This window comes from Sphingobacterium sp. JB170, assembly GCF_900163865.1.
Lineage (GTDB): Bacteria > Bacteroidota > Bacteroidia > Sphingobacteriales > Sphingobacteriaceae > Sphingobacterium.
This window is the reverse complement of the sequence record NZ_FUKU01000071.1, coordinates 97,823-122,835: the sequence shown is the minus strand read 5'-3', so window position 1 is coordinate 122,835 and position 25,013 is coordinate 97,823. Positions and strand designations below refer to the sequence as shown.

Sequence of the window (25,013 nt, the reverse complement as noted above, 5' to 3'; positions counted from 1 at the left end):
GTTGATAAAGATGTAGTGTTAATAAATTTTGTAAATTAATAATTTTAATCGAGATATGTCAAAAATTATAGGAATCGACTTAGGGACTACGAACTCATGTGTTGCTGTGATGGAGGGTAACGAGCCCGTAGTAATTGCTAACAACGAAGGTAAACGTACCACTCCGTCAATCGTTGGGTTTGTGGAAGGTGGCGAGCGTAAAGTTGGTGATCCGGCAAAACGTCAAGCTATTACAAACCCACACAAAACTGTTTATTCTATTAAGCGTTTCATGGGTTTATCGTTTGATGAATCTACAAAGGAAAAGAATAAAGTTCCTTACAACATTGTAAAAGGTGACAACAATACACCTCGTGTAGAAATCGATGACCGTAAATATACTCCGCAAGAGATTTCCGCAATGATTCTTCAAAAAATGAAGAAAACAGCTGAAGACTTTCTAGGACAAGAAGTTAGCGAAGCGGTTATTACCGTACCTGCATATTTCAATGATGCACAACGCCAAGCGACAAAAGAAGCTGGTGAAATCGCAGGATTGACCGTTAAACGTATCATCAATGAGCCAACTGCTGCTGCCCTAGCCTACGGACTAGACAAAGCACACAAGGACATGAAAATTGTTGTTTTTGACTGTGGTGGTGGTACACATGACGTTTCCGTATTAGAACTCGGTGATGGAGTATTCGAAGTAAAATCTACCGACGGCGACACGCACTTAGGTGGTGATGACTTCGATAACGCAGTGATCAACTGGTTAGCTGATGAATTTGCAGGTGAATACAATGGTTTTGACTTGAAGAAAGATGCTATGGCATTGCAGCGTTTAAAAGAAGCCGCTGAAAAGGCAAAAATCGAACTTTCAAGCACAACTTCAACAGAAATTAACCTACCATATATTACGGCTGATGCCACGGGCCCAAAACACTTAGTACGCACACTATCCCGCGCGAAATTTGAATCTTTGGTTGCTGATCTAATCAAACGTACTATTGATCCTTGTAAATCTGCACTGAAAAATGCAGGTTATTCAACTTCAGATATCGACGAAATCATCCTTGTCGGAGGCTCAACTCGTATTCCTGCAATTGTTGAAGCAGTGAAAAATTTCTTCGGTAAGGAACCTTCCAAAGGGGTTAACCCAGATGAGGTTGTTGCATTAGGAGCTGCTATCCAAGGTGGCGTCTTGACAGGTGAGGTAAAAGATGTGTTATTATTAGATGTTACCCCATTATCATTAGGTATCGAAACAATGGGTGGCGTGATGACTAAATTAATTGAAGCGAATACGACAATCCCAAGTAAAAAATCGGAGGTATTCTCTACAGCGTCAGACAACCAACCGTCGGTAGAAATTCACATTCTTCAAGGCGAGCGCCCGATGGCTTCGCAAAACCGCACAATTGGACGTTTCCATTTAGACGGAATTCCAGCGGCACCGCGCGGTGTTCCTCAAGTTGAAGTTACATTCGATATTGATGCAAATGGAATTATCAAGGTATCTGCCAAAGATAAAGCCACGGGTAAAGAGCAAAATATTCGCATCGAAGCTTCATCAGGTTTATCGGACGAAGAAATTCAAAAAATGAAACAAGAAGCGGAAGCAAATGCAGACGCTGATAAGAAAGTAAAAGACGAAGCTGACAAAATCAATGCAGCGGACGCGTTAGTATTCTCCACTGAAAAACAATTGAAAGAATACGGCGATAAAATTTCCGCGGACAAAAAAGCACCTATTGAAGCTGGTTTGGAAAAACTAAAAGTTGCATATGCTGCTAAAAACTTTGAAGATATTGATACCGCTTCAACAGAATTACAAGAAGCATGGAATGCTGCCTCTGAAGAGATGTATGCTGCATCTCAAGAAGGAGCTCCACAAGATCAAGGAAACCCTACTGACTCGCAAGACGGTAAGCAAGGTGGAGATGATGTACAAGATGTGGAATTCGAAGAAGTAAAATAACTTTAACATTCATACAGTTTAACGGAGATCACAATTTTTATAGTTGTGATCTCTTTTTTATGCACACGCTAACTGTTCGTCTTTGGTCTCCAATTGTCGGTAAACTACGCTATCCGTATTCTCGAGAATTCGGACCGAGTGAAAAAATTATGGTTCACAAAATAACCTCGCTATCCTCAGCATTCACAATCCGACACCTGTATTAAAAAATAAAGTAACCTTGACGATCTACCTTTTTACTAAAGGGACTTGCATAACGGTCCAAAAGCACCATAAATTCATAGCGTCCAATGGGCTTGTCCTCCTGGTAGGAACCTGCAAAATGTAACAACGTGGACCAATCGCGTTTTACCTCCTTTTCGATTTCATCTCCACGTAAGGCCACGAACTTAATTAACGATAACGCGGTAGATAACGTAAGATCACGAGTCTTGTCTTCGACCGGCCATAACTGACTGCGGGAATACAGGCGATTAAACACGGGTTCAAGCTCGGCGTAACTGATGTAGCGATCTTTATCTAAGATAAACCCCGCCCGAGGGGATTTGAAATTAAAAATTGCTGCTAACCCAACGCGTTGAATCGCGTCAAAATTTGGGTCGTCAATCGCGAGATCTGAGAACGGCAAAATACGCGCGCCATCACTCATCAGCTCAGTTTGTAGCTTTCTCACGTCAATCGCAGCAGACGCTGTTGCAAAATAAGACAAATAGGCTGCCGTTGCGCCCAGTGCCTGACCGAAAGCAGACCTAAAAGGCGCTGTACCTGCAGACGTATCCAGCCCCTTCACAAAGGCTGATAATTTAAAAAAACCATCATTTTCACCTCGAATTAAATTGGAGAATTGAACGCCAAATAGCTTCCTATCGATCTCGCCAGTGACGAGTAATGTCCGTATTTCCGCAGAGGACATCTCGTCGAGTTTAAGCATGCTCGGGCCTCTATTGGCTTGAGTGTCTGCTGCGGAAAACCTCCCCAGTTTCTGATTGACCGAGGCATCAATAACGCAATCAACCGTATATTTATGGCCGTCTTCAAGTGTAATGCTCCAGTGCTTTCTTTTTTTATCTATTGCGATAATGTCATTTGCGAAAACGATTTTCAAATTAGCTTGCTCGGAAATAATTTTTTCAAGCGCATTTTCAAATAATCTAGGGTTTATTTCTCGTTTAATGTGGCGAGCCAACGAGTCACTTGCGTCTTTTACAGCGCCCATCCTCATCAACAACTTCATCCAAATCCCCCCATCCACATTAAGTAGGTTCTCCATACCACGAGCTGAGCGCGTAAACTCGGGTATGAGGTCGCTTCCCTCAACCACCCATAATGTAGGCACATTGGAAAGCGCGCCTTGTACGGCAGCGCTATAACCAATTATTCCCGACCCGAATACAAGAATTTGTGGTTTCTCTTCCTTTTGAGCAAAAGCCTGTTGTCCAATAACAACGAAAAAAAATAGCAGTAAAAACTTATTTTTCATATCGATTGGCTATTAAAATTATTGCGTTTAAATTATATCGAACGTGAAAGTAGCGTTGAAGATCGTACTGCACGGAAATCTAGGCGCATGAAAATAACCAAACATAAGGCGCCCTTATTAAAAAATCGAACTTTCATTAAAGACACCCGGAATTTACGAGAGCCACTTCAAACATTAAACGACAAGGCAAATCACTTTTTCTTAAATAGCATATTAATGATACCGTTTGCTACTTTACCCAGAAGCTTTACTCCTTCACGTGCGAGCGTCCGTGAAGCTTGATTTTGAGCAGCTTCCAGCGGAGTTTGTCGCCGGCTCGCACGGCTGGAAGTTTGTGCTTTAACCTCTCGCTTCTTACTTTGCTCTTCTGCTACTTTATTCTCGAACTCCATCATCTTCGCTTCCACAATCTCTGCAGCGCTTTCCCGTTCTATACGCTGTTTATACTTCTCGAAATACACGGACTTTTGGATAATATCATTATACAGTGATGCTTCACAAGGCCCCATCACCGCTCGTGCGGGAACCAAGTGGGTGGCTACCACTTCCGTTGGAATTCCCTTATCATTTAATACCGTAATTAACGCTTGACCGGTTCCTAACGATGTCAAAATCTTATCGATTTCATAAAACTCAGTATGAGGATATGTTTTTACGGTTTTTCGAAGGTTGTCGGCATCATTTGGAGTGAATGCGCGCAAAGCATGTTGTATCCGATTTCCAAGCTGGCCCAAAACGGATTCCGGAATATCAGTTGCTGCTTGTGAACAAAAGAATACCCCTACCCCTTTCGAACGGATAAGGCGCACAATCTGTTCGACTTGTGACAAAAAAGCTTTCGATGCGCCATCAAAAAGTAAGTGCGCTTCATCAAAAAAGAACACGAGTTTGGGTTGATCCAGGTCACCCACTTCCGGCAAATGTTTAAACAGCTGGGCTAGTAAACTTAACAGAAACGTCGAGAACAGAAGCGGTTGATCCTGGATATCGGAAATATTTAATAAGGAAATCACCCCTTTACCGTCCACTTTTGAAAATAGGTCGTCGATTTCGAACTCCTTCTCGCCAAAAATATGTCCGACGCCCTGCTGCTCCACGGAGACAATTTTTCGAAGTATTGTTCCTGAGGTCGCGGTGCTTATTTTCCCGTAATCGGCCTTTATCTGCTCCGCTCCAGGCCCATCGGCCAAGTATGAAAGCAACTTTTTCAAATCATTTAAATCAACTAATGCCCATTGTTGATCCTCAGCATATTTGAAAACTGCTGCAAGTACGCCTGTTTGCGTTTCGTTAAGGTCAAGAATACGAGACAAGAGAATGGGACCGAAATCCTCGACGGTTATGCGCATATCGACCCCAAGCTTACCGCTTAAAGAGAAAAACTCTAAAGGAAAACTAGCCGGTTGGAAAGGAATCCCTACCGCATTCCCCCTTTCGACCAGGGCATCATTAGTGCCCCCCGGTTGCGCTAGTCCCGAAAGATCCCCCTTTACATCGAGCATAAACACAGGAACACCGGCCTCGGACAGTTGTTCTGACATGAGCTGCAGTGTCCTTGTTTTACCTGTTCCAGTTGCCCCTGCTATCAGCCCATGTCGATTCATCATCTTCAGTGCAAGATTAACCTTCGCGTCGGTGACAATTTGTCCCTCTAAAATACCTGCGCCGAAATAAATAGAAGCACTCTTTGGGCTGTAGGATGCCTTTATTTTATGAACAAAATCTTCCGTTTTAATACTCATAGGTCATTTATCAAAAAAAATATTATTTATGTAAATAAATATAGCTATTCGAAAACAATTAATAAAAAAATAACATTAATTCACACTTTTCTTTCAAAAAAACCAAAGAAAAATGTGTATTTTTGAATGCAACAAAATTAAAACGCGAATTCGTGAAGATTACACAAATATTAGGTGCAAAAATATGCTTCGCCGTCTTTTTTATAAAGATGGTGATTTCAGCAACACCTATGTTTGTCAATATCCTCGACCAAGGTACCATTCTGCAGGTAGTATTACAACTGGAGATAGAAAACACCGCCAAAGGTAATTACCCCTCGGAAGATCTACATGAAGGCGGAACTAAATTTTTCGGCGCAAATAACACAGAATTTTTCGCTTTCGGTCCGGCTATTGAAAATCTTGGAGAACAGCGGCATTATCTAAAAAATGAACGTCTCATTGCGGCCTTTCATCCAACAGTCCCCACACCGCCTCCTAACGGCTAATTCTCAGCCAGAACGTATATAAGTCTATGGGCATGCTCTCGCATGTGACAAGGGTATTTATATATGTACTTATTCATTTCTATTAGAGAACAAATTAGTTAAACATTATTATGTTAGGAACTCGTATGTCCGCTTTTCTGAAACTTTCGAAAAGGGACTTAAAATATGACTTCCCGGCTAGTGTTGTAGTGTTTCTTGTTGCACTACCACTTTGTCTGGGAATTGCTATGGCCTCTGGAGCGCCATTATTTGCCGGAATTATAACCGGAATTGTCGGAGGACTTGTTGTCTCTTCAATCAGTAAATCACCACTAAGCGTAAGTGGCCCCGCAGCGGGCTTGACAGTCATCGTTCTTGGGGCCATTGAAAAGCTCGGTGCTTACGAAACATTTTTGCTTGCCGTCGTGATAGCGGGTGTTATTCAGTTAATTCTGGGTATAATCAAAGCGGGAATGATCGGCAACTACTTCCCCTCAGCGGTTATCCTTGGGATGCTTGCTGCAATCGGTATAACCATCATCTTAAAACAGATTCCGCTGGCTTTCGGTATGACTGAAAACAACGCTTTTGAATTTGATAATGGCGGGGGGATTGCCGCGTTTAGCAACACGATTATGGAGAGCATCAATTGGGGTGTCGCCGTAATTTGCCTGCTCTCGCTGGCTATATTGATCTATTGGCCAAAAATAAAAGGCCTTAACAAAATACCTGCCCCTCTGATGGTTGTGGCCATTGGTATCGCCATTAGTGCGCTGCTCAGCGGAACAGGCACGCAACTTTTACCAAATCACTACGTATCAATCCCAATAGTAAGCTCTTTTCAGGGGTTCACAGAATTATTCATTTTCCCCGATTTTACGCAAATTCTTAATCGTGAAGTATGGATTATAGCTTTTACGATCGCCATAATTGCTAGTTTAGAAACGTTGCTCAGCATTGAAGCTATCGATAAGTTAGACCCCTTGAAACGAAATACGCCAACCAATCGCGAGCTTCTTGCGCAGGGTGTTGGAAACATGACCAGTGGATTCCTTGGCGGCCTCCCGCTTACTTCGGTAATCGTCCGCTCCTCAGCGAATTTACAGGCAGGAGGACGAACGCGCCAATCAGCCATGCTACATGCCGTCTGGTTACTGCTGGCCTTGATCGCAATTCCACAGGTTATAAATTTGATTCCTTTAGCGAGTCTAGCGGCCATTCTTCTTCACACGGGATATAAACTAGCCAACCCGGCGCTATTTAAAAAAATGCTGCGTAAGGGCTTAGATCAATTCATCCCTTTCGTCATTACCGTGCTCGCAATTGTCTTTACGGATCTATTAATGGGCGTGGGCGTCGGTATTGTTGTAGCCATTTTCTATATCATACGCGCAAATATGCAAAATGCTTTTAAACTAGAGATTCAAGACAATCAGGGAGAGAACACGTATATTATGACTTTAGCAGAAGAAGTTTCATTCCTCAATAAAGTTCCCATCCAACAAAAATTATACAGTATCCCCAAAAATGCAAGCGCGATCCACATTAATGGGCGACAAAGTAAATTCATTGATAAAGACGTTATCGAGGTATTAAAAGATTTTGAATTGAACGCCATTAGCAAGGGTATTGATATACAACTGGATTCAATTAGTTACAAAAATAAGTTGACAACAGAAAAATAATAAACTAAATTGACCCAATTTTAATTAACGGGTCTTCTTACATATACAAGAAATGGAAAATAAAGAACTAGAATTAGGCCTCCAACAGATCATTGAGGGCAACAAAAGCTGGGTGAAATTTGTCAAAGAGGACAAAACGGGCCGTTTCCAACAGTTGGCGAAGGGCCAGAGCCCTGAAATTCTATGGATCGGGTGTGCAGATAGCCGCGTACCTGCCAATGAGCTAACCGGCACAAAGCCCGGAGAGGTTTTCGTTCACCGTAATATTGCAAACATGTGTGTGCATTCTGACATGAGTATGCTATCGGTTCTCGATTATGCGGTATCTGTATTAAAAGTAAAACATATCGTCGTTGCGGGACATTACGGTTGCGGTGGCGTTGCTGCTGCATTAAGCCGTAACCAATTCGGGATTATTGACAACTGGTTATGCCATATCAAAGACGTCTACCGGTTGTATGCGGATGAAATAGACGCTATTGAAAACCAGGAAGAAAAAAACAGCCGGTTGGTTGAGTTAAATGTAAAAGAACAAGTATTCAATCTGTGTACCACCTCTATCGTACAAAACACTTGGAAATCCGGCCAACCACTAGCAGTTCATGGTATGGTTATCGATATTGGATCTGGTAAATTAATTGACTTAAATAACACATTTACCAATAACGAATCTTTAGGTAAAGTGTTTGCTTTTAAATAGGAATTACAATTGATAGACGTTCTCGATAAGCGTCAAACTTTAGGACAAATCTCCAACAAATTGTTGGAGATTTTGTTTTTTATCCGTAATTACGATTGCCTAACCAACAGCAAAAATAGTGTTTTGATAACGTTCTCGCGGTTTATCTGCAAACATAAAATTACCCTCGCATCTTTCACTAAAGCCCTCCTTTATGTAAATTCGTTGACAGCGCACATACATTATTAATTTTAGCACGCGCTGGTTATATATCACCCATAAATAATTACCTTTGTAAGATGTTAAATGAAGAAAAACCACTGAATTTTATCGAAGAGATCATCGAAGAAGATCTTCTTGCAGGGAAACATGATGGCCGGGTGCTCACACGTTTCCCTCCGGAACCTAATGGTTATCTCCATATTGGTCATGCAAAATCTATTTGTCTAAATTTCGGTTTAGGCGAGCGGTTTAACGGAAAGACCAACCTTCGTTTTGATGATACCAACCCCGCGACAGAAGACACCGAGTACGTTGATAGCATCAAGCAAGATATACAGTGGCTTGGTTTCAAATGGGCTGAAGAATGCTACACTTCGGATTATTTCGACACCCTATATAACTTTGCGGAGGATCTTATCAGCAAAGAACTCGCATATGTTGATGACAGCACAGCTGAGGAGATCGCCGCGGCCAAAGGAACGCCAACAACGCCCGGTACACCGACACCTCATCGTAGCCGCAGTGTCGAGGAAAACCTTACGCTTTTCAGAGAGATGCGTGCGGGTAAATATAAAGATGGCGAGAAAGTACTCCGCGCAAAGATTGATCTAGCAAATCCGAATATGCACCTTAGGGATCCTCTATTATACCGGATCAAACATGCTCACCATCACCGTACTGCTGATAAGTGGTGCATCTATCCCATGTATGATTTTGCGCATGGACAATCCGATTCCATCGAGAATATTACACATTCTATTTGCACGCTTGAATTTATTCCACACCGCCCGTTATACGATTGGTGTATTGAGAAACTAGAAATATTCCCATCCAAACAATATGAGTTTGCCCGCCTGAACATGACTTACACGGTCATGAGTAAACGTAAACTCTTACAACTTGTAAACGAAGGATTTGTTGAAAGTTGGAATGATCCGCGCATGCCAACAATTTCTGGCCTCCGGCGTCGTGGTTACACGCCATCTTCGATCCGCACATTTTGCGACAAAATTGGTGTTCAAAAGCGTGAAAACATGATCGACGTGAGCTTGTTGGAATTCTGCATCCGCGAGGACCTGAATAAAACTGCTTTACGCCGCATGGCAGTACTTGATCCGGTTAAATTAATAATCACCAACTATCCAGAAGGACAAGTTGAACAGCTTGAAGGCGAGAATAATCCGGAAGAGGAAAACGGTGGAGGCACCCGTACTATTCCATTTAGCAGGGAGCTGTGGATCGAGCGCGATGATTTTATGGAAGAAGCTCCAAAAAAATTCTTCCGTTTGGGGCCTGGGCTCGCCGTACGATTGAAACATGCTTACATCGTTAAGTGCCACGATTTTATAAAAGACGCTACGGGCAAAGTCACGGAGATCCACTGTGAATATTTCCCCGATTCGAAATCCGGCGAAGACACATCCGGCATCAAGGTGAAAGGGACAATACATTGGGTGTCCTGTGCACATGCTAAAGAAGCTACAATTAAGCTTTATGACCGATTGTTTAATGACGAGAACCCGGCAGCAGCAGAAGATTTCAAGTCATCAATCAACCCAGAAAGTTTAAAAACAATTGAAACAGCGTATATTGAACCTGATTTAGCGAGCGCACAGCCAGAGACGGGCTATCAATTTATTAGGCTCGGTTATTTCTGCTTAGATAGTAAATCAAGTAGCGACAAATTAATTTTCAATCGGACCGTTACGCTGAGAGACTCTTGGGCAAAAACAGTCAATAAAGGTTAATTACTCGAAATTAATATCGTAATAAAGCCGGCTCTAAAATAGTATTAGAGCCGGCTTTATGTATTAGATCGTCCACTTTATGCTAAGCGTTCAACAATTTTCTTCGTTGGCCCAGGATTACTCATCGTATAGAAATGCAATACTGGTGCGCCAAACTTGATCAATTCTTTACACTGCTCCACAAGCCAATCTTCGCCTACTTTTCGTACGTCAGCATTCGTTTTACATTCGTCTACTGCCTCGCTCAGTGATTCGGGGATATCTAAGTGGAATATTTTCGGCAAACTAATCAATTGCTTCTTTGTCGTCAGTGGCTTCAAGCCTGGAATAATTGGCACGTGAATTCCGTTATCTCGGCACTTGGTGACGAACTCTTTATACTTCTCTACATTGAAGAACATCTGGGTAACGATAAATTCTGCTCCCATGTCGACCTTCTTTTTCAACCACTTGAAATCTGTATTGAAGTTTGGCGATTCAAAATGTTTCTCTGGGTAACCCGCCACACCGATACAAAAGTCTGTTTTTTCAGAAATAACATTCTCTTCATGCAAATATTTCCCCTGATTCATTTCGTGCACCTGCCGCAGCAGATCTGTCGCATAGGCATGCCCTCCAGTTGAGGGAATAAAGTCGCTATCTCCTTTACGGGCATCGCCGCGAAGAACCAAGACATTATCAATTCCGAGAAAATTTAAATCAATCAGCGCGTTCTCAGTTTCTTCTTTTGTGAATCCGCCACATATTAGATGTGGAACCGCATCAACTTTATATTTATTCATAATTGCAGCACAAATGGCTACAGTCCCCGGTCGCTTTCTATAGGCTATGCGCTCCAAAAGACCGCTGTCATGCTGCTTATACATATAATCTTCCCGATGGTAGGTTACATCAATGAACGGGGGCTTGAATTCCATTAATGCGTCCATTGTTTGAAAAATACTTTGAATTCCTTGGCCTTTTGCTGGTGGCAATAATTCAAACGAAAACAATGTCTTGCCGTTCGCATCTTTAATGTGATCTACTATCTTCATTTTTACTGGATATTTTAGGCTTAGAGAAAACGCACAATAGCTGTTGTTCCTTCACTTATCATTCTCACCTTAGTGTGAGTAGAATGTAGCACCTTGACGCGCGTCAGGTTGCTAAGGTTTCACAGGGTCTACTCCCTCTACCTTTCTCTATAAGCGGTTGCTAATATCGGTAATAGAAGCAACATGTCAAAATTAAAAAACAAATACCTAGGTATTCCTTGGAGTTATTGGATTGGAAATATTATCGCGCGTATTTATTGAACATTATCCTTCGCGGTATAATGCGACTAATCCGTCCGGAAGTTTTACTTCGATCACGTGCTCGTCGGCATCGACACCTATTATAAGGTCATCCGAAAGTGGAAACATAAGTTCTTTGCCATCAACATTTACTGTTGCTATAAACTGTTGTGGCAGCTCCTGCACGTTGGTAATCTCTCCGAGTTCACCTTCGGTCTGATCGACCACTATATATCCAATTAAATCTGAATACCGAAAATCATCGGGGTCACGTACCGGCATTTTCTCCAGCGGAAGATAGACTTTCTTTTTAAGCAGTGGTTGTGCTTTATCGATATGGTCCACATCTTCAAAAGATATATAGGCTGTACTATTGTTATGTAGTTTTACGGCATCTATAAAATAAGGCACTAGTTTCTTGTTCATTTCTAAGAAAAGTACATCCAATTGGAGATCTAAATAATCTTCAAATTCAAAAAACAGTTGCATTTCACCCTTTAGCCCACGCGTGCGAGTGATATAACCGATATAAAAAGCTTCTTCTAATTTCATCGTTCATTAAAAATTAAAAAAGCCGAAACGCTAATAGGTTCGGCTTTCTTGAATCTGTATGAATAGTAATTATCCTTCAGTTTCTTCTGATGCAGCAGCGTCAGTGTCAGTTGCTTCTGGAGCTTCGTCTTCAGTTGGAACTTCTTCTGCAACCGGCGCATTTTTAGCGGCAATTGCAGCAGCTCTTTCTTCTTTCTTTTTAGCTTCAGCAGCAAGAGCAGATTTTTTTGCTTCTTCCTTAGACTGCGCTAAACCAGTTTTTGCACCTTCCACTTTAGCACTTTTCGATTCCGTCCATCCAGCGAATAACTCTTCAGCTCTTGCTTCGTCGAAAGCACCTTTTTTCACACCGCCTAATAAGTGTTTTTTGTAAAGTACACCTTTATCCGAAAGGATAGTACGCGCTGTGTCAGTAGGCTGTGCACCTTTGATCATCCAGTCCAATGCTTTCTCAAAATCCAAAACGATTGTCGCTGGGTTCGTGTTTGGGTTGTAAGAACCTAAACGCTCAATGAATTTTCCATCACGTGGAGCACGTGCATCTGCTACTACTACATGGTAAAAAGGTTTTCCTTTTTTACCTTGTCTTTGCAATCTGATTTTAGTTGCCATGTTTTATTTGTATTATGTATTCAACATATCCCCCGTACTTCGTGCAAGAGGGGACGCAAAGATACAAATAAAAAATTGTAAGAACCAATAAAATAACGACAGTGGACGATGCAAAGATATATGGACCAACGCTCTAGAGACCTTCTCAAGAAGCAGCTTTTCGTATCTATGTTGTCTTAGCGGCTATTCTAAGTGGTCTGTGATCAATTTATATATTTTGAAACGCGCGTTTCTGCCCGCGATGTTTTGCTCCACGGTTCCAGCTTCTGAATTTTGTTTTGATAATTCCGTATATTTGAGAAACTACGTGAGCGTCATTTTTGATACGCACTTAACCTAGCATCCATTAATCAAAGCGAACAGGAGTTCCATACGGAGGGAAATTAACGAGCTCTAGCACCTCCATGATTAACCACTAGGAAAACTGCTCTCCAAGAAAAAATATTCACGAGTTTCTTAACAAAGAATCAATATTTTTAATTCATTTCGCACATGGATACGATTGCTCCACTAAAAATACTAAAGGCGTCTGCAGGTTCGGGGAAAACGTTCAGCCTGACGCTTCATTATATCACCTTACTGTTGTATAATGAAAATAGCTATCGCGAAATTCTTGCTGTCACATTCACCAACAAAGCGACAGCCGAGATGAAAGAACGCGTACTGAACAGTTTAAAAGGACTCGCTACAGGGGACGACTCCCCGAGCACCAATGACTTTCGAGTGCTCTTATTGCAGAACAACCCGGGCTGGGATGCGCCTTCATTGCAGCAAAATGCACACCGCATCTATCGAAAGATCATTCACGACTATAGCCGATTTACCATAAGTACCATCGACGGATTCTCGCAGAAAGTCATCCGAAGTTTCACCTATGAATTGAAGCTCGATGCAGCTTATAAGATCGAGATGAACATCAACAAGGTGAAACAGGATCTCACGATACGGCTAAATCAACTACTGGACGAGAAACCTGAACTGCTAAATTGGATTATCGCGTATGCAGAACAAAAAATAGCGAACAATGAGAACTGGAACTACCGACAGCAGCTCATCAGTTTGGCTGGACTGATATTCACCGAAAATTTTCAAGAGTTTGATATGCACCTGACAACAGCGGATGCACATCAGGTATTTATGCTGCTTAATGAGCAAACCCAGGAAAAAACGAACAGTTTTCTCTCGGCGCTTGCCGAATTAATAAAACTTTTCCAGCAGACCTGCAAAGAATACAACTTGGATCAGCAGGAAATGACAGGGAAATCGAAAAATAAAATTGTCATCGCAAGCAAGGTCAGTGGCAACTTAAATAAGCTTTCACTTTTAGAGGTAGAAAAACTAATTCAACGCTTCACAAACATTCTCGACGACCAGGCTGCTTACAGCCGAGGTGACGCAGCGGAACGAAACGATTTAAAAGTCGCACTCACGCCAATTATTGAGAAAATAAGTGACCTATACCGTCTATACCCAGACTATATTTCTTACCGTGCCGTACAAAGTAATCTCTACTATTTACGACTCCTTAAAGAGATGAGTGGATTACTTCGCGTTTGGCGCCAGGAAAATGGAGCACAGTTGATTTCCGACTCGCAGTTGTTATTAAATAAAATCGGTCTTGACAAAAACAGCGACCCTACTTTTATTTGGGAAAAGATAGGTAACCGTTATAACTATTTCTTATTCGATGAATTTCAAGACACCTCGCGCATTCAATGGAAAAACTATAGCCCACTGCTAATCAATGCCCTTGGAAATGCTAAACAAAAAATAAATGAACATCTTATTGTCGGCGATGTCAAACAAAGCATCTACCGTTGGCGAAATGGCGATTGGCGGATCTTATTGCAGCAAATTGAAGAACAAATAGGTGAAGTGTTTCACCTTCAACCGACCGATCGCGGCCAATTTATTGAAAATGGAACACTCGAGACAAACTACCGTAGTGCGCCAGAAATTATCGAACTAAACAACTACATCTTTGAACATCTACCGCGCCTGTTACAAAATGTGCTTGCGGACAAAGTTCGTGAGGGCCTGGACGGACCAGGAGTAAACTGGTGGGATACGTCCGGAAATTCACAGTTGTTAATAAAAGCTTACCAGGATAGTAAACAACAAGTCCCACCGCATAAAATAAAAAAAGAAAAAGGGTCCGTTGAAATTCGTTTTGTCCCTGTCACGTCGAATGCCCATCGACGAAATAAAGTTCAGGAAGAGTCTTTGGACATACTGAGTGAAAAGATTACCGGCTGGATACTTTCGGGGCGATATAATCCGAAGCAAATTGGAATTCTCGTACGAAGCAATCGCGAAGCACGAGCAGTAATCGAAAAGCTGATGGCCCACAAGAACGAATATAACTTGAATCACGGCGAAAAACTAGATTTCGAAGTTATCTCTGGCGATGCGCTTACTTTAGCAAGTAATGACGGCATCGCGCTTCTTGTCGAAACGCTAAAGGCGCTTGTATACAATACACCCACGCATATCCTATTTAGTGCGAAGATGGCTTACCTCTACCAGCTTTTCAAAAATAAAAAAGCCTTTGATCATGAACAGTGGTTAAATTTCGCGAGTAACGACATTACCGACCTAAGGGCAATATTACCCGAAGAGCTTATCAACCAATGGGCGCTGTTACAACAACTCCCTTTGGTATATCTGGTCGAGAAGCTTATCGAAATATATGAGCTCGGTGTCGAGGGCTCCCCACACCTGCCCTACCTTCTCGCCTTTAAGGATATCATTAGCGGATTTGCCGCCAGCGGTGATCGGGGAATTACGCAGTTTATAGAGTACTGGGAGGAAGATGGGGAGCGCGCCAGCCTACCCGCCAACGGAAAGGTCGATGCCGTTGAAGTGATTACGATACATAAATCAAAAGGTCTGGCTTATGATGTTGTGATGATCCCCTTCTGTTCCTGGGACCTCGACGGTATGGCTAACGGCGACTTCTGGATCAACACCCAAAACACGCCATTTGCGGTGCTTGGAAAAATTCCAATTAAATATACCTCGAGTATTGGCAAATCGACGTTCTACCGGCAATACTATGAAGAGATGCTTTTTAATTATATGGATGCACTAAACACGTTTTATGTCGCAGCGACACGCGCAAAGAAACACCTCTTTATCCTAGCCCCTTCTTTTGCTAACACGCAAAAGTCTGGTTCCCCAACGCAGTACATTAGCGATATCCTTCGTCATGTACTCACGGCTCCTGAATCGCCCTTCGATCTGGATGATAACATTCTCTTAATTGATCACCCCACACAGCGTGATTTGCAGGACAAAAATGAAAACACAAAAACTGAGCAGCAAGCGGCGACTGATAACAAGAGGCTCGTACGTCATGAAACAATTTTCTTGTCACAATACCCACAATCGGCAATCCTGCAGCAGGAATTTGAAAAAGTAGTTCGCGGGAATGTCAATAGTATCCTCATGCTTGATCAAGCCGCCCAACACGGCATTTTCGCCCATGAGATTATGGCACAGATCACAAGTCTCGATCAAGTTGCCCAACTGATAGACGAATATATTGAACTTGGTGTGTTAAATCCCGCCGACCGACCTTTCCTGCAGCGGGAAATCGAGCAGATATGGGAACAACCCGAAATTAGTAAGTGGCTCAACGGGAACTATAAAATATGGCACGAGGCAGACATCATTCTTGAAGATGGTAAAACGATACGACCCGACAAAGTGTTTTCCAACGCGCACGAAACGATCGTTCTAGACTTCAAGTTTACCAAGGGCGATTACAGCGATCATCAACATCAGATTGACAAATATAAGGCAGCGTTAGAAAAGTTAGGCTACATGAATATCAAAGGCTATTTATATTACGCCAAGATCAATCAGCTAGTTGAAGTTAAATAATTAATAAAGCAGTACATGAACACACCTTTTTTGAAGCTTGTCGCCGAAGACATCAAAACGCGTTTCGGAAACGACCTGTCCCAGGTAGCTATCATCTTTAATAATAAAAGACCGATCACCTATTTAAAAAAACATTTAGCCGATATTTATCAACAGGCCTTATGGTCACCACAGTTTTATACAATACAAGATTTTTTTAAACAGTCAACCAACGCACTAGAAGCCTCCCCACTGACGCAATTCTTCTACCTTTACGACCTACATAACCAGATGCTTAGCGCAGAAGGGCTTGAAGGGGAAACGTTCGAAGAATTCTACCCCATTGCGGAAATTATTCTCGCGGATTTCGGACAACTCGACTATGAACTAGTACGGATTGAAGAAATCTATGCCGAATTATACGACAGTACTAAAATAGACATCGCTTTCGAACACCTCACGCATGAACAGAAAGGATTCATACGCCAATTCTGGCAGTCTTTCAGCGCTGAAGGACATAATGCAGTTCAAGAAAGGTTTCTACGTCTATGGAGACGATTACCCGCGTTATATCGTACTTTTAAAGCAAAGATAGCTGAGCAAAAACAATTCACCTTTCCCGCACTATATCGTGATTTAGCAGAAAACAAGGCGGCTAAGCCAGCCTTCGTCGACAAGTACAACAAGATCTTGTTTGTGGGCTTTAATGCATTGAATAAGGCAGAGACGCAACTTTTTCAACGCTGGCAGCAGGAAAATCGTGCATTATTTTATTTTGATGCGGACGCTTACTATCTATACGACAATCAGCAGGAGGCAGGACGTTTTATAAGACAGAATATTAATCAGCATGAGCTAATTAATGCGCTCGGTGATCCAGCAAACGTGATCGCAAACCGCAACGTACCGGTTCATCTATACGCTGCCTCAGGAAAAAACAGTCAAACAAAACTTTTGTATGAAAAGTTAGTCGGAATCGAATCGAAAATACCGATACAGAGCAGCGGAGTACAGGAAACCATTGGCGAAACAACACCAGCGAAGACCACCGCGATCCTCCTTGCTGACGAAAGCTTGTTAGTACCCCTACTTCAGAGTCTCCCGGACCTTAAAGTTAATATCACGACCGGTTACCCGTTGAACCAGTCACCAATCTACGGTCTTCTAGACCTATGGCTTGAAATACAAGCAGACATATCACATTTACGGCGAAAGAAAATCACCTTCCAGCAGCTCGAAAGGTTTTTGAACCATCCCATGACGCAGATACCGTCTACCGAACGCATGACGCAACTACAAAGCATCGCTGAAAAACAGCAATTTGAGATTCCGTTAATTGAAATCCAAATAGAGCGTAGTGCAGTGCCCCGGTTCTTCCGCCCCTTGCAAGAGTCCAGCGAACTTATATCGGAGATGATCTTGCTGATAAATTATCTGCTCGATGCGATGGCACTGAAAGATCATGCGAGTCAAATCGACAGTAACCTCCTAGTGGAAACCAAAAAAGTACTCAACCAACTCCAATTAGGGTTGGACCGCGTGAGGACAACGTCAATCCCGTTTCAAATAGGGCTTATCCGTAAAGCAATTGCACCGGTTAGTGCCGCTATCGAAGGAGACCCCTTAGATGGCGTGCAGATTATGGGGCTATTAGAAAGTAGATGTTTAAATTTTGACCATGTATTTATCCTGGGTACGAACGAAGGGGTGTTACCTAAAACTAGTAATACACCATCCTTCCTGCCGACGAGCCTGCGGCAGGCCTATGGCCTGCCGATCATAGAAAACCAAGACGCCCTTTCGGCCTATCTGTTCTACCGCCATTTTCAGTTTAGTACGGATATTCATATATTCTATAACAGTCTTATCGACGAGAATAGTACAGGCGAAGAGAGCCGCTTTGTCAAGCAACTTGAGTTTGAAAGTAATTTTCAATTTGTTACCCACCATCAGCAGCAACCCATACAGTTCCCACAAAAGAATGAGGAATTAACCATTCCCAAACAAGGAGCTATCTGGCAGCAATTACAACAATCATTCTTGCAGCAGGGTGAGAGAATTTCGGCTTCGGCACTTACCACCTATTTGCATTCCCCTTTGCAGTTCTTTTTTAAATATGTAGCTAAAATAAAGGAACCTCCAACAATTAGCCAAGAGTTCGAGATGAACAAGTTGGGGACTGTCATCCACAATGTGATGGAAAAAATTCTATCGCCCTTCAAAGATCTTGACGGGTTTATTGACACGCAAAGCTTGTCTTCTTGCCTGCACAAGACCGATGAGCTAGTGATTCATGAAATAAACGAAATCTATCAAAATGAAGGGGACGGCGCAGTGATGAGCAGTTTACAACGTATTATGCACAAAATAGCCTCCGAATATGTGAATATGTTTATCCAGTATGACATCGATAATTATAAAAAATTTAAGATTGTAGAATTGGAAAGCAATTACACGATTGAGTTCCCCATTCACGTGCTTGGTAAACCAGCAACAGTAAACCTTCTTGGGATCATCGACCGCGTCGATATTGTCATCACGCATTCAGGCGATCAAAAAACACGTATTGTCGATTATAAAACTGGTGGAGACAGCGTCTTTTTTGATAACCTGGACAAAGTTTTCGCACCGAACACCTCAAATAAAGCTCTGGTACAAACGTTATTCTATGCCAATGTACTCGAGACTAGCACTGGAAAACACGATTTAGAACCACACCTTTATGTTTCACGTAAAATGCGAGAGGAGGGTACGTTGTTCCATTCTAAAAACGAGGCCCTCGAGAAAGAAGCGTTAGCAATTACCAAGGAACGTTTTCTCTCTTTCCTACGTGAAACACTGGAAGAACTTTTCGACCCTTCCATCCCGTTCAAGCATAATGCGCAAAGTAAGATATATCCATCAGATCCATACACCCTATTTTACCGCAATGCGCTTGCTGAGCGAGACGATGATTAATTTTTTAGGGGACTTAACGGCGCCGGGCATTTTATGTTGTTCGGTATTATCTAGCGCCTACAAGGAATGTGATCTATATTTTAGCGCGCAGCGCCAACAGCGCACGAGCTAGAACAGACATTAATCGAAAAGACCGTCTTCAGGTAGATTTGAGACGATCTTTTAGTCGTTATCATGTTCTACGCCACTCCCGCTTAGGGTTGTTTTTGGCTTTGATAGGCGCGGGCGACTTGTTGCGCGCTCATCTTTGTACTATACACTTTAAAGCTTTCAAGCTGACCTGCTCCCAGAGATATCCACTGTAAAGGAAACTGCAAAGTTTTCACTTTCGTATATTTAATCTCTTTGCCCCCTCGATCATTATATGAGAGTGTTATTTCCTCGGGACTGATGTCTTTAAACAACTGACCTCGCGATAGAACTGCATACCTTGTTCGTTTGCCGTAATGGTGACAAAGGACCATTATGCGACAGGGAATAACCCTCCTCCCTGATAACGGGAACCATCACGCTTGTAAGCGATCTGACTGGCTGTTGCGGTTATTACCGTCCCTTGTGATTTGAATAGTTCCTCAGACGAATTCGCATCAGGCTTGATTCAAAAGCTCACCGTATAATTGCCGCCAATCGCTGGTATAACAGGTTCAAATGTACTCTGCTCGGTTGAAAAAACTAGAGCATTACCAAGAATACCTGGCTTGTATTCCACCATATTGGTGCTTGCTTGATTTATCTCAAATGAATCGGCATTCGATTAGTTCTCTTCAAACGAATAATCTATTAATAAAGAATCACTATCTAGGTAACCCCGACACATATTTAACCCTAACGTAACATAAAGGTATAGGGGGAACATATCGCTGTTCACGTGTGGAGAAGTTTACAAGGAAATGCAACATACATTCGACTAGCTGGGAGCGGTCAACCTTGTCCAAATCGGAAAATAGAATTATGGGATCAGACGGCAAATTGGTATAACGATGCTTACAAACGAGCAAATCTATTCGAATTACCAAACACCCTTACTAACCGAGCAAATTCCGAGATAAGACGAAGGAGGTTTTCTGTCTGGCGTAGGTAAAACTATTCAATGATCATTTATTCACCTACGTTTTTATAAATGTCGGGCAAGTTCCTACATTGTCCATTATAATCGAGTCCGTACCCCACAACAAACTCGTTCTCGATCTCAAAGCCAACGTACATGATATTATCGAAATTATGCTTGAGACAAAGTGGTTTCATGAGCAGCGTACAAACGGCGATACTATTTACATGAAGCCGCTCTAACGCATCTATTGTATAGCGTAATGAATTCCCTGAATCAATAATATCTTCGACAACAATTACGTCTCGACCAGTGAGGTCCATCCCCACGCCTAATAGCTCCTTTATCTGCTCTTGTTGGGTTCCATAGTACGATGCGAGTTTTACGAACGAGAGTTCACATGGGATAGGAATTTGCTTCATCAAGTCCGCCATAAACATAAAACATCCGTTAAGCACGCCTATAAATACGGGGTTTTTATCAGCGTATTTCACACTCATATCGATCCCCATCAATCGAATACGCTTCTTAATTTGACTGTAGTCGATAAAAGGCTCAAACTCTAGTTTATCTATTGTGATATTTGTCATTATTGTGCTTCGTTACTTACACTGTCTTTGCCAAAAAGCCGCTCAAGAAGATTTCTACGCCTTATTTCATCTCGTTCCATTTCTCGCATCATCGCCTCATGCTGCGGGTCGCGTTCAACAAAACCAGTATCCACGACACCTTTGGGTCTTGCAGGTCTGAGGTTAGGCTCCAGTACGACCTGGTAGAAACCATAATTACCGGGGACCGACTCATCGGTCAATTGGCCGCGCCGATTCATAATACTTCCATAGGTATTAAAATGCCGTTGTACCCACGGTTTCAAATGCCCAGTATAATCAAAGGATGCTAGGCCAGTTTTGGGCCTTGGAACGATACTCGATAGGTATAAACTTTCCCCCAAGTTTAGTTCAGAAGGAAGCTTACCAAAATAGTATGCGGACGCTTCTTTAATCCCGTACACATCTTTCCCCCATTCAATCACATTCAAATAAATTTCAAACAACCGATCTTTTGACACTTGATTCGAAGACTCCATCAACCAAACTAAAAGAATCTCCTCGAACTTACGCATCATTGTTTTGTTACGGTTCAAAAATACGTTTTTTACAAACTGCATAGATACCGTACTGGCACCACGTTTGAACGCTTTCTCATTGATATTCGTTATTATCGATAATTTAAATGCTTCCTCCTCAAATCCATTGTGTTCGTAAAAATACGGATCTTCAGTATTAAGCACGGTTTTACGAAGAATCGGCGCGATGGACGCCAGCGGTGTAAAGTTCGGATTATCTGGTCCAAGAATAATCTCGCGCATCAAAACGGTATCCTCATAGGCGCGATAGGTAAACGGCGTGTTCAATATACTTATATCGGCTTTCCCCCATTTAACAATCTTTAATCCTTGGTCATCGACTTTAGAGCTAAATAACAGTGAATCCGGATGTTTTAAATTGACGTTAAAATCTAAGTCATAGTCAATTTCACCTTGCACTTTGATACCTTCCACAGATTCAAACAGTCCAGCCGGAATAGCATCGAAAAAATCCTGTGCTTTAAATTGCCCCGTATGTATCGATAATTCTATTTCCTTATCGGGCTTGGGAATATACTTTATGTAAGGTTGAAAAACGAACTCCTTCACCCGAATGGTACTTTTTGGATCTACTTCAAGGGCGTTACTTCCGATATTAATCATCCCTTCCGCAGTGGCCTCAGGCAATACAATATTTTCTTGAGAAAGGCGATGGTGATTGATGGATAAGTTATCAAAACTCCAACTCCCTGCAAGTGTCAACGAATCGGCAGAAACTCTATTTACACTTTTGAGGTCAAACATTATTTTATCGAAACTGATCCCTAGACCGAGCTTCCTGCGTAACAACGGTAATTCAACATTTTTCTTTTCCGAAGAGATTTCTACCTGTAACTGCTGTTTATCGGGGTTGACAAACCCCGCAAAGTTCCATTGTGCATCATGGTTGTTCAAATACAATTCGACTTGAAAATCTCCACCATCGACACTGGCCACCGGTAACCGAATTTTTTGGAACACGCTATCATCCTGATAGGAAGCTTCAAAATTAGTAAGCTCCATATCACGAGGAATCTTAAAAAACACCTGTTTTATAACTCCGTCAATCAGTGCTGCATAATTTGTGGGACCTTCTTCATTCGTCGATTTTGCCACATCCTTTTCCTTACTAAAAAGGAAATCATAATTGCTCAGGCTATCTTTTTTCACGAAAGTTACCTTGGAATTCACGAGCTCCAGCCGCCCTAGTTTTACATCTCCAAAAAGCAAAGGCCAAAGTCGCACCGAAACTGACATTTTTTCTATTCTGGCCAGCGTATCTCGATCACTGGGAAGCAAAAGTATGTCTTTAAACGCCACCGTCGTCAACCCACTAAAGCCATATTCACTTGTTTGAAAATCGATATCATACTGGTCTTGTAAAGTAGATTTTACTTTTTGTACAGCGGAATCCAGCATCTTCACTCGCACAGAAAGCGTAACAATTAACCCAACAAGCATGACTGCAAGGATCCCACCAGCGGTCCAGATAGCTATCTTACGTTGCTTCAGTGTTAGTGAAGGTAGTTTTTCAATTATGTTCATTAACTAAACTTTGGTTTAAAAATAGAATAATTTTTTCAAATAGACGGTTATAATTTCCATCGCGTGTTTGTCCCCCCTATTGCCTGAGCGAAAATCTGAACCACAAATCGAGTCGCTACCCACGCGTTGCGTCGGCTCGCCATTTCGACATTGACGTCTCGTGGACCTTTCTTTCGTTTTTGCAGTCTTTATCAACATCAATATGACATATTCTTTTAAACCATTGTTTACATTTGTGATATCACAATTTTTAGCATGATTACGAAGGAGCAAATATTACACGCATTGGGACATGTCGAAGAACCAGATCTTAAGAAAGATTTGGTAACCCTGAACATGATCCAAAATATAGAAATATTACCAGGAAAAATTAAGTTCGACGTTATATTAACGACTCCCGCTTGTCCTTTGAAAGGACATATTGAACATGCCTGCCGTAATGCGATAACATTATTTGTGAGCAAAGAAGTAGAAGTTGAAATCAACATGACTTCACGCGTAATAGCCAGTGATTCTGCACAGCTTGAGGGCATCAAAAATATAATCCTTGTCTCTTCGGGTAAAGGTGGCGTCGGTAAATCTACTATAGCGTCAAATTTAGCGCTCGCATTAGCCGAAACGGGTGCAAAAACTGGGCTGCTCGATGCAGATATTTATGGCCCTTCACTACCAATTATGTTTGGTTTAGAAGGAACGCGTCCCGAGTCGATGCAAACGCCGGATGGTAAAACCAAAATTTTACCAATAGAGAAATTTGGGCTGAAGCTACTCTCGATCGGCTTCTTTACAGATCCCAATCAACCAATACCATGGCGTGGCCCAATGGCTACGTCTGCCATTAAACAACTCTTCGGAGATGCGAACTGGGGCGATCTGGACTACCTTATTGTTGATATGCCTCCCGGAACAGGCGACATCCATATTACTGTTTCGCAATCCTATCCGATCGCTGGAGCGGTCATCGTCACAACGCCACAACAAGTTGCTTTAGCTGACGCAATCAAAGGGATGGCGATGTACAAAATGGAAGGAATCAATGTCCCGATCTTAGGTATCATAGAAAACATGTCGTATTTCACGCCAGCCGAATTACCAAACAACAAATACTATATCTTTGGTAAAGACGGCGGGAAAAGATTATCTGAAAGTAATAACGTTCCATTTTTAGGTGAAGTGCCGTTGGTAAAGGCTGTCGCGGATGCAGGAGATAACGGTTTCCCTATATTATTAGACGCTGATGAGCCCGTCGCATTGGCATATAGAGAAATCGCAGGACGTGTTGCGCAGGAACTTAGTATCGTTAGTAACAATAAATAAGATTCGGATTGTATTAAAAAGAGCCCACGCAATAAACTAAAACGAATCGTAAAAAAATAGATGGGAGTTCCCTTAGCTGTACCTTGCGTCAATGCCTACATTACACTAATACAGATAACTTTGGAAGAACAAATCGACAATCTATTAAATTTTTAAACCCACAAGAAACGAGATAGGCAAAAGCAACAAGTAAAGAATAAGAGTAATTCCCAAAGAATTAGGTATCCAACGTTTCTCGATTTTATTGTATCTAAATTCTCGCTCGGGTCTCTGTCGTTATGTTTGGGAAAGAAGGACATGTAAAAAACACAGCTTATCCGCTGGGCGACCAAATCGTTTTATGAACGGGTGTTAGGTGCTCAGTTTAAACAAAATATTGCGTTATTTCTGATTTAGCTATCGCTTGAAAACACGCCTTACCCCAAAATTTAAAATAGCACTTTCGCTTTCAATAATTAGCGCCAAATTCTATCAACCCCTAGCGATAGGACCTCAAATCTAACATTTGAAGAGAAAAGGACATTCGATTTTGAAAAAAAGTTTACAAAGACATCTTGACCGAAGGTCTCGCCTAAATCTATATCACATCGCTCGTACCGACCGAAATAATACCGCGGACGACAGAACTCTTTAAAATAATGGTATCTGATTCAACAATCCTCGTATACATTGGCTACGAATAATCGAAAATTCGTAGGTTATCAATACGATTTACCAGGACCATAAAGCACATT

Annotated in this window: 15 protein-coding genes and 1 riboswitch; of the genes, 8 read left to right on the top strand and 7 right to left on the bottom strand. The window is 42.0% G+C overall.

The annotated features are described in order from the left end of the window. The first annotated feature begins 55 nt into the window (after positions 1-55). Entirely contained in the window at positions 56-1,960 is a 1,905-nt protein-coding gene (gene dnaK / locus FM107_RS18645; protein WP_086949990.1) for a molecular chaperone DnaK, read from the top strand. A 202-nt stretch (positions 1,961-2,162) separates the two neighbouring features. Here dnaK and FM107_RS18640 read toward each other — a convergent pair whose 3' ends face one another. Both FM107_RS18640 and FM107_RS18635 read right to left on the bottom strand, forming a co-directional pair. Next, positions 2,163-3,440, bottom strand: coding sequence for an FAD-dependent oxidoreductase (locus FM107_RS18640; protein ID WP_086949989.1), 1,278 nt, complete (start codon positions 3,438-3,440; stop codon positions 2,163-2,165). Between the two features lie 191 nt (positions 3,441-3,631). Continuing rightward, positions 3,632-5,182, bottom strand: coding sequence for a helicase HerA-like domain-containing protein (locus FM107_RS18635; RefSeq protein WP_086949988.1), 1,551 nt, complete (start codon positions 5,180-5,182; stop codon positions 3,632-3,634). A 152-nt stretch (positions 5,183-5,334) separates the two neighbouring features. Here FM107_RS18635 and FM107_RS18630 point away from each other — a divergent pair, with 152 nt between their 5' ends. The 4 genes from FM107_RS18630 to FM107_RS18615 all read left to right on the top strand — a co-directional run bounded on the left by FM107_RS18630 (position 5,335) and on the right by FM107_RS18615 (position 9,983). Beyond that, positions 5,335-5,670 carry a hypothetical protein gene (locus FM107_RS18630; protein WP_256959632.1) on the top strand — a complete coding sequence of 112 codons (336 nt, stop codon included), beginning with the start codon at positions 5,335-5,337 and terminating at the stop codon, positions 5,668-5,670. A gap of 110 nt (positions 5,671-5,780) precedes the next feature. Further along, positions 5,781-7,334 (top strand): SulP family inorganic anion transporter, encoded by a 1,554-nt coding sequence (locus FM107_RS18625; RefSeq protein WP_086949987.1) that lies wholly within the window; start codon positions 5,781-5,783, stop codon positions 7,332-7,334. Between the two features lie 52 nt (positions 7,335-7,386). Then, complete coding sequence (locus tag FM107_RS18620; protein WP_086949986.1) at positions 7,387-8,034, top strand: carbonic anhydrase; 648 nt, start codon at positions 7,387-7,389, stop codon at positions 8,032-8,034. Positions 8,035-8,312: 278 nt separating this feature from the next. Further along, complete coding sequence (locus FM107_RS18615) at positions 8,313-9,983, top strand: glutamine--tRNA ligase/YqeY domain fusion protein (RefSeq protein ID WP_086949985.1); 1,671 nt, start codon at positions 8,313-8,315, stop codon at positions 9,981-9,983. A 77-nt stretch (positions 9,984-10,060) separates the two neighbouring features. Here FM107_RS18615 and metF read toward each other — a convergent pair whose 3' ends face one another. From metF to FM107_RS18600, 3 genes are all read right to left on the bottom strand, one after another. After that, complete coding sequence (gene metF / locus FM107_RS18610; RefSeq protein ID WP_086949984.1) at positions 10,061-11,017, bottom strand: methylenetetrahydrofolate reductase [NAD(P)H]; 957 nt, start codon at positions 11,015-11,017, stop codon at positions 10,061-10,063. Positions 11,018-11,069: 52 nt separating this feature from the next. Then, a riboswitch (SAM riboswitch) is annotated at positions 11,070-11,173 on the bottom strand. A 108-nt stretch (positions 11,174-11,281) separates the two neighbouring features. Then, positions 11,282-11,809 carry a ribosome maturation factor RimM gene (rimM, locus tag FM107_RS18605; RefSeq protein WP_086949983.1) on the bottom strand — a complete coding sequence of 176 codons (528 nt, stop codon included), beginning with the start codon at positions 11,807-11,809 and terminating at the stop codon, positions 11,282-11,284. A gap of 69 nt (positions 11,810-11,878) precedes the next feature. After that, positions 11,879-12,421 carry a 30S ribosomal protein S16 gene (locus FM107_RS18600; protein ID WP_086949982.1) on the bottom strand — a complete coding sequence of 181 codons (543 nt, stop codon included), beginning with the start codon at positions 12,419-12,421 and terminating at the stop codon, positions 11,879-11,881. Positions 12,422-12,913: 492 nt separating this feature from the next. On the opposite strand from FM107_RS18600, the gene FM107_RS18595 reads away from it, so the two are divergent. Together FM107_RS18595 and FM107_RS18590 are read left to right on the top strand one after the other, a co-directional pair. Next, complete coding sequence (locus tag FM107_RS18595; protein ID WP_086949981.1) at positions 12,914-16,306, top strand: exodeoxyribonuclease V subunit beta; 3,393 nt, start codon at positions 12,914-12,916, stop codon at positions 16,304-16,306. A 15-nt stretch (positions 16,307-16,321) separates the two neighbouring features. Continuing rightward, the gene (locus FM107_RS18590; RefSeq protein WP_086949980.1) at positions 16,322-19,243 is read left to right on the top strand and encodes a PD-(D/E)XK nuclease family protein; all 2,922 of its coding nucleotides are present in this window, start codon (positions 16,322-16,324) and stop codon (positions 19,241-19,243) included. 1,098 nt (positions 19,244-20,341) lie between these two features. Here the strand turns inward: FM107_RS18590 and hpt are convergent. Both hpt and FM107_RS18575 read right to left on the bottom strand, forming a co-directional pair. Continuing rightward, a complete protein-coding gene (gene hpt / locus FM107_RS18580; RefSeq protein ID WP_086949978.1) occupies positions 20,342-20,881 on the bottom strand; it encodes a hypoxanthine phosphoribosyltransferase in 540 nt (179 codons plus the stop codon). Next, complete coding sequence (locus FM107_RS18575; RefSeq protein ID WP_086949977.1) at positions 20,881-22,962, bottom strand: transglycosylase domain-containing protein; 2,082 nt, start codon at positions 22,960-22,962, stop codon at positions 20,881-20,883. Before FM107_RS18575 ends, hpt begins: the two co-directional genes overlap by 1 nt. Positions 22,963-23,217: 255 nt before the next feature. Between FM107_RS18575 and FM107_RS18570 the strand changes: the two genes are divergently transcribed. Beyond that, positions 23,218-24,279 (top strand): Mrp/NBP35 family ATP-binding protein, encoded by a 1,062-nt coding sequence (locus FM107_RS18570; protein WP_086949976.1) that lies wholly within the window; start codon positions 23,218-23,220, stop codon positions 24,277-24,279. The last annotated feature ends 734 nt before the right edge of the window (positions 24,280-25,013 follow it).

What these genes read in the sequence shown, in the direction of transcription:
- dnaK (WP_086949990.1), top strand. Translation starts at nt 56, where the DNA reads ATGTCAAAAATTATAGGAATCGACTTAGGGACTACGAACTCATGTGTT.
- FM107_RS18640 (WP_086949989.1), bottom strand. Translation starts at nt 3,440, where the DNA reads ATGAAAAATAAGTTTTTACTGCTATTTTTTTTCGTTGTTATTGGACAA.
- FM107_RS18635 (WP_086949988.1), bottom strand. Translation starts at nt 5,182, where the DNA reads ATGAGTATTAAAACGGAAGATTTTGTTCATAAAATAAAGGCATCCTAC.
- FM107_RS18625 (WP_086949987.1), top strand. Translation starts at nt 5,781, where the DNA reads ATGTTAGGAACTCGTATGTCCGCTTTTCTGAAACTTTCGAAAAGGGAC.
- FM107_RS18620 (WP_086949986.1), top strand. Translation starts at nt 7,387, where the DNA reads ATGGAAAATAAAGAACTAGAATTAGGCCTCCAACAGATCATTGAGGGC.
- FM107_RS18615 (WP_086949985.1), top strand. Translation starts at nt 8,313, where the DNA reads ATGTTAAATGAAGAAAAACCACTGAATTTTATCGAAGAGATCATCGAA.
- metF (WP_086949984.1), bottom strand. Translation starts at nt 11,017, where the DNA reads ATGAAGATAGTAGATCACATTAAAGATGCGAACGGCAAGACATTGTTT.
- rimM (WP_086949983.1), bottom strand. Translation starts at nt 11,809, where the DNA reads ATGAAATTAGAAGAAGCTTTTTATATCGGTTATATCACTCGCACGCGT.
- FM107_RS18600 (WP_086949982.1), bottom strand. Translation starts at nt 12,421, where the DNA reads ATGGCAACTAAAATCAGATTGCAAAGACAAGGTAAAAAAGGAAAACCT.
- FM107_RS18595 (WP_086949981.1), top strand. Translation starts at nt 12,914, where the DNA reads ATGGATACGATTGCTCCACTAAAAATACTAAAGGCGTCTGCAGGTTCG.
- FM107_RS18590 (WP_086949980.1), top strand. Translation starts at nt 16,322, where the DNA reads ATGAACACACCTTTTTTGAAGCTTGTCGCCGAAGACATCAAAACGCGT.
- hpt (WP_086949978.1), bottom strand. Translation starts at nt 20,881, where the DNA reads ATGACAAATATCACAATAGATAAACTAGAGTTTGAGCCTTTTATCGAC.
- FM107_RS18575 (WP_086949977.1), bottom strand. Translation starts at nt 22,962, where the DNA reads ATGAACATAATTGAAAAACTACCTTCACTAACACTGAAGCAACGTAAG.
- FM107_RS18570 (WP_086949976.1), top strand. Translation starts at nt 23,218, where the DNA reads ATGATTACGAAGGAGCAAATATTACACGCATTGGGACATGTCGAAGAA.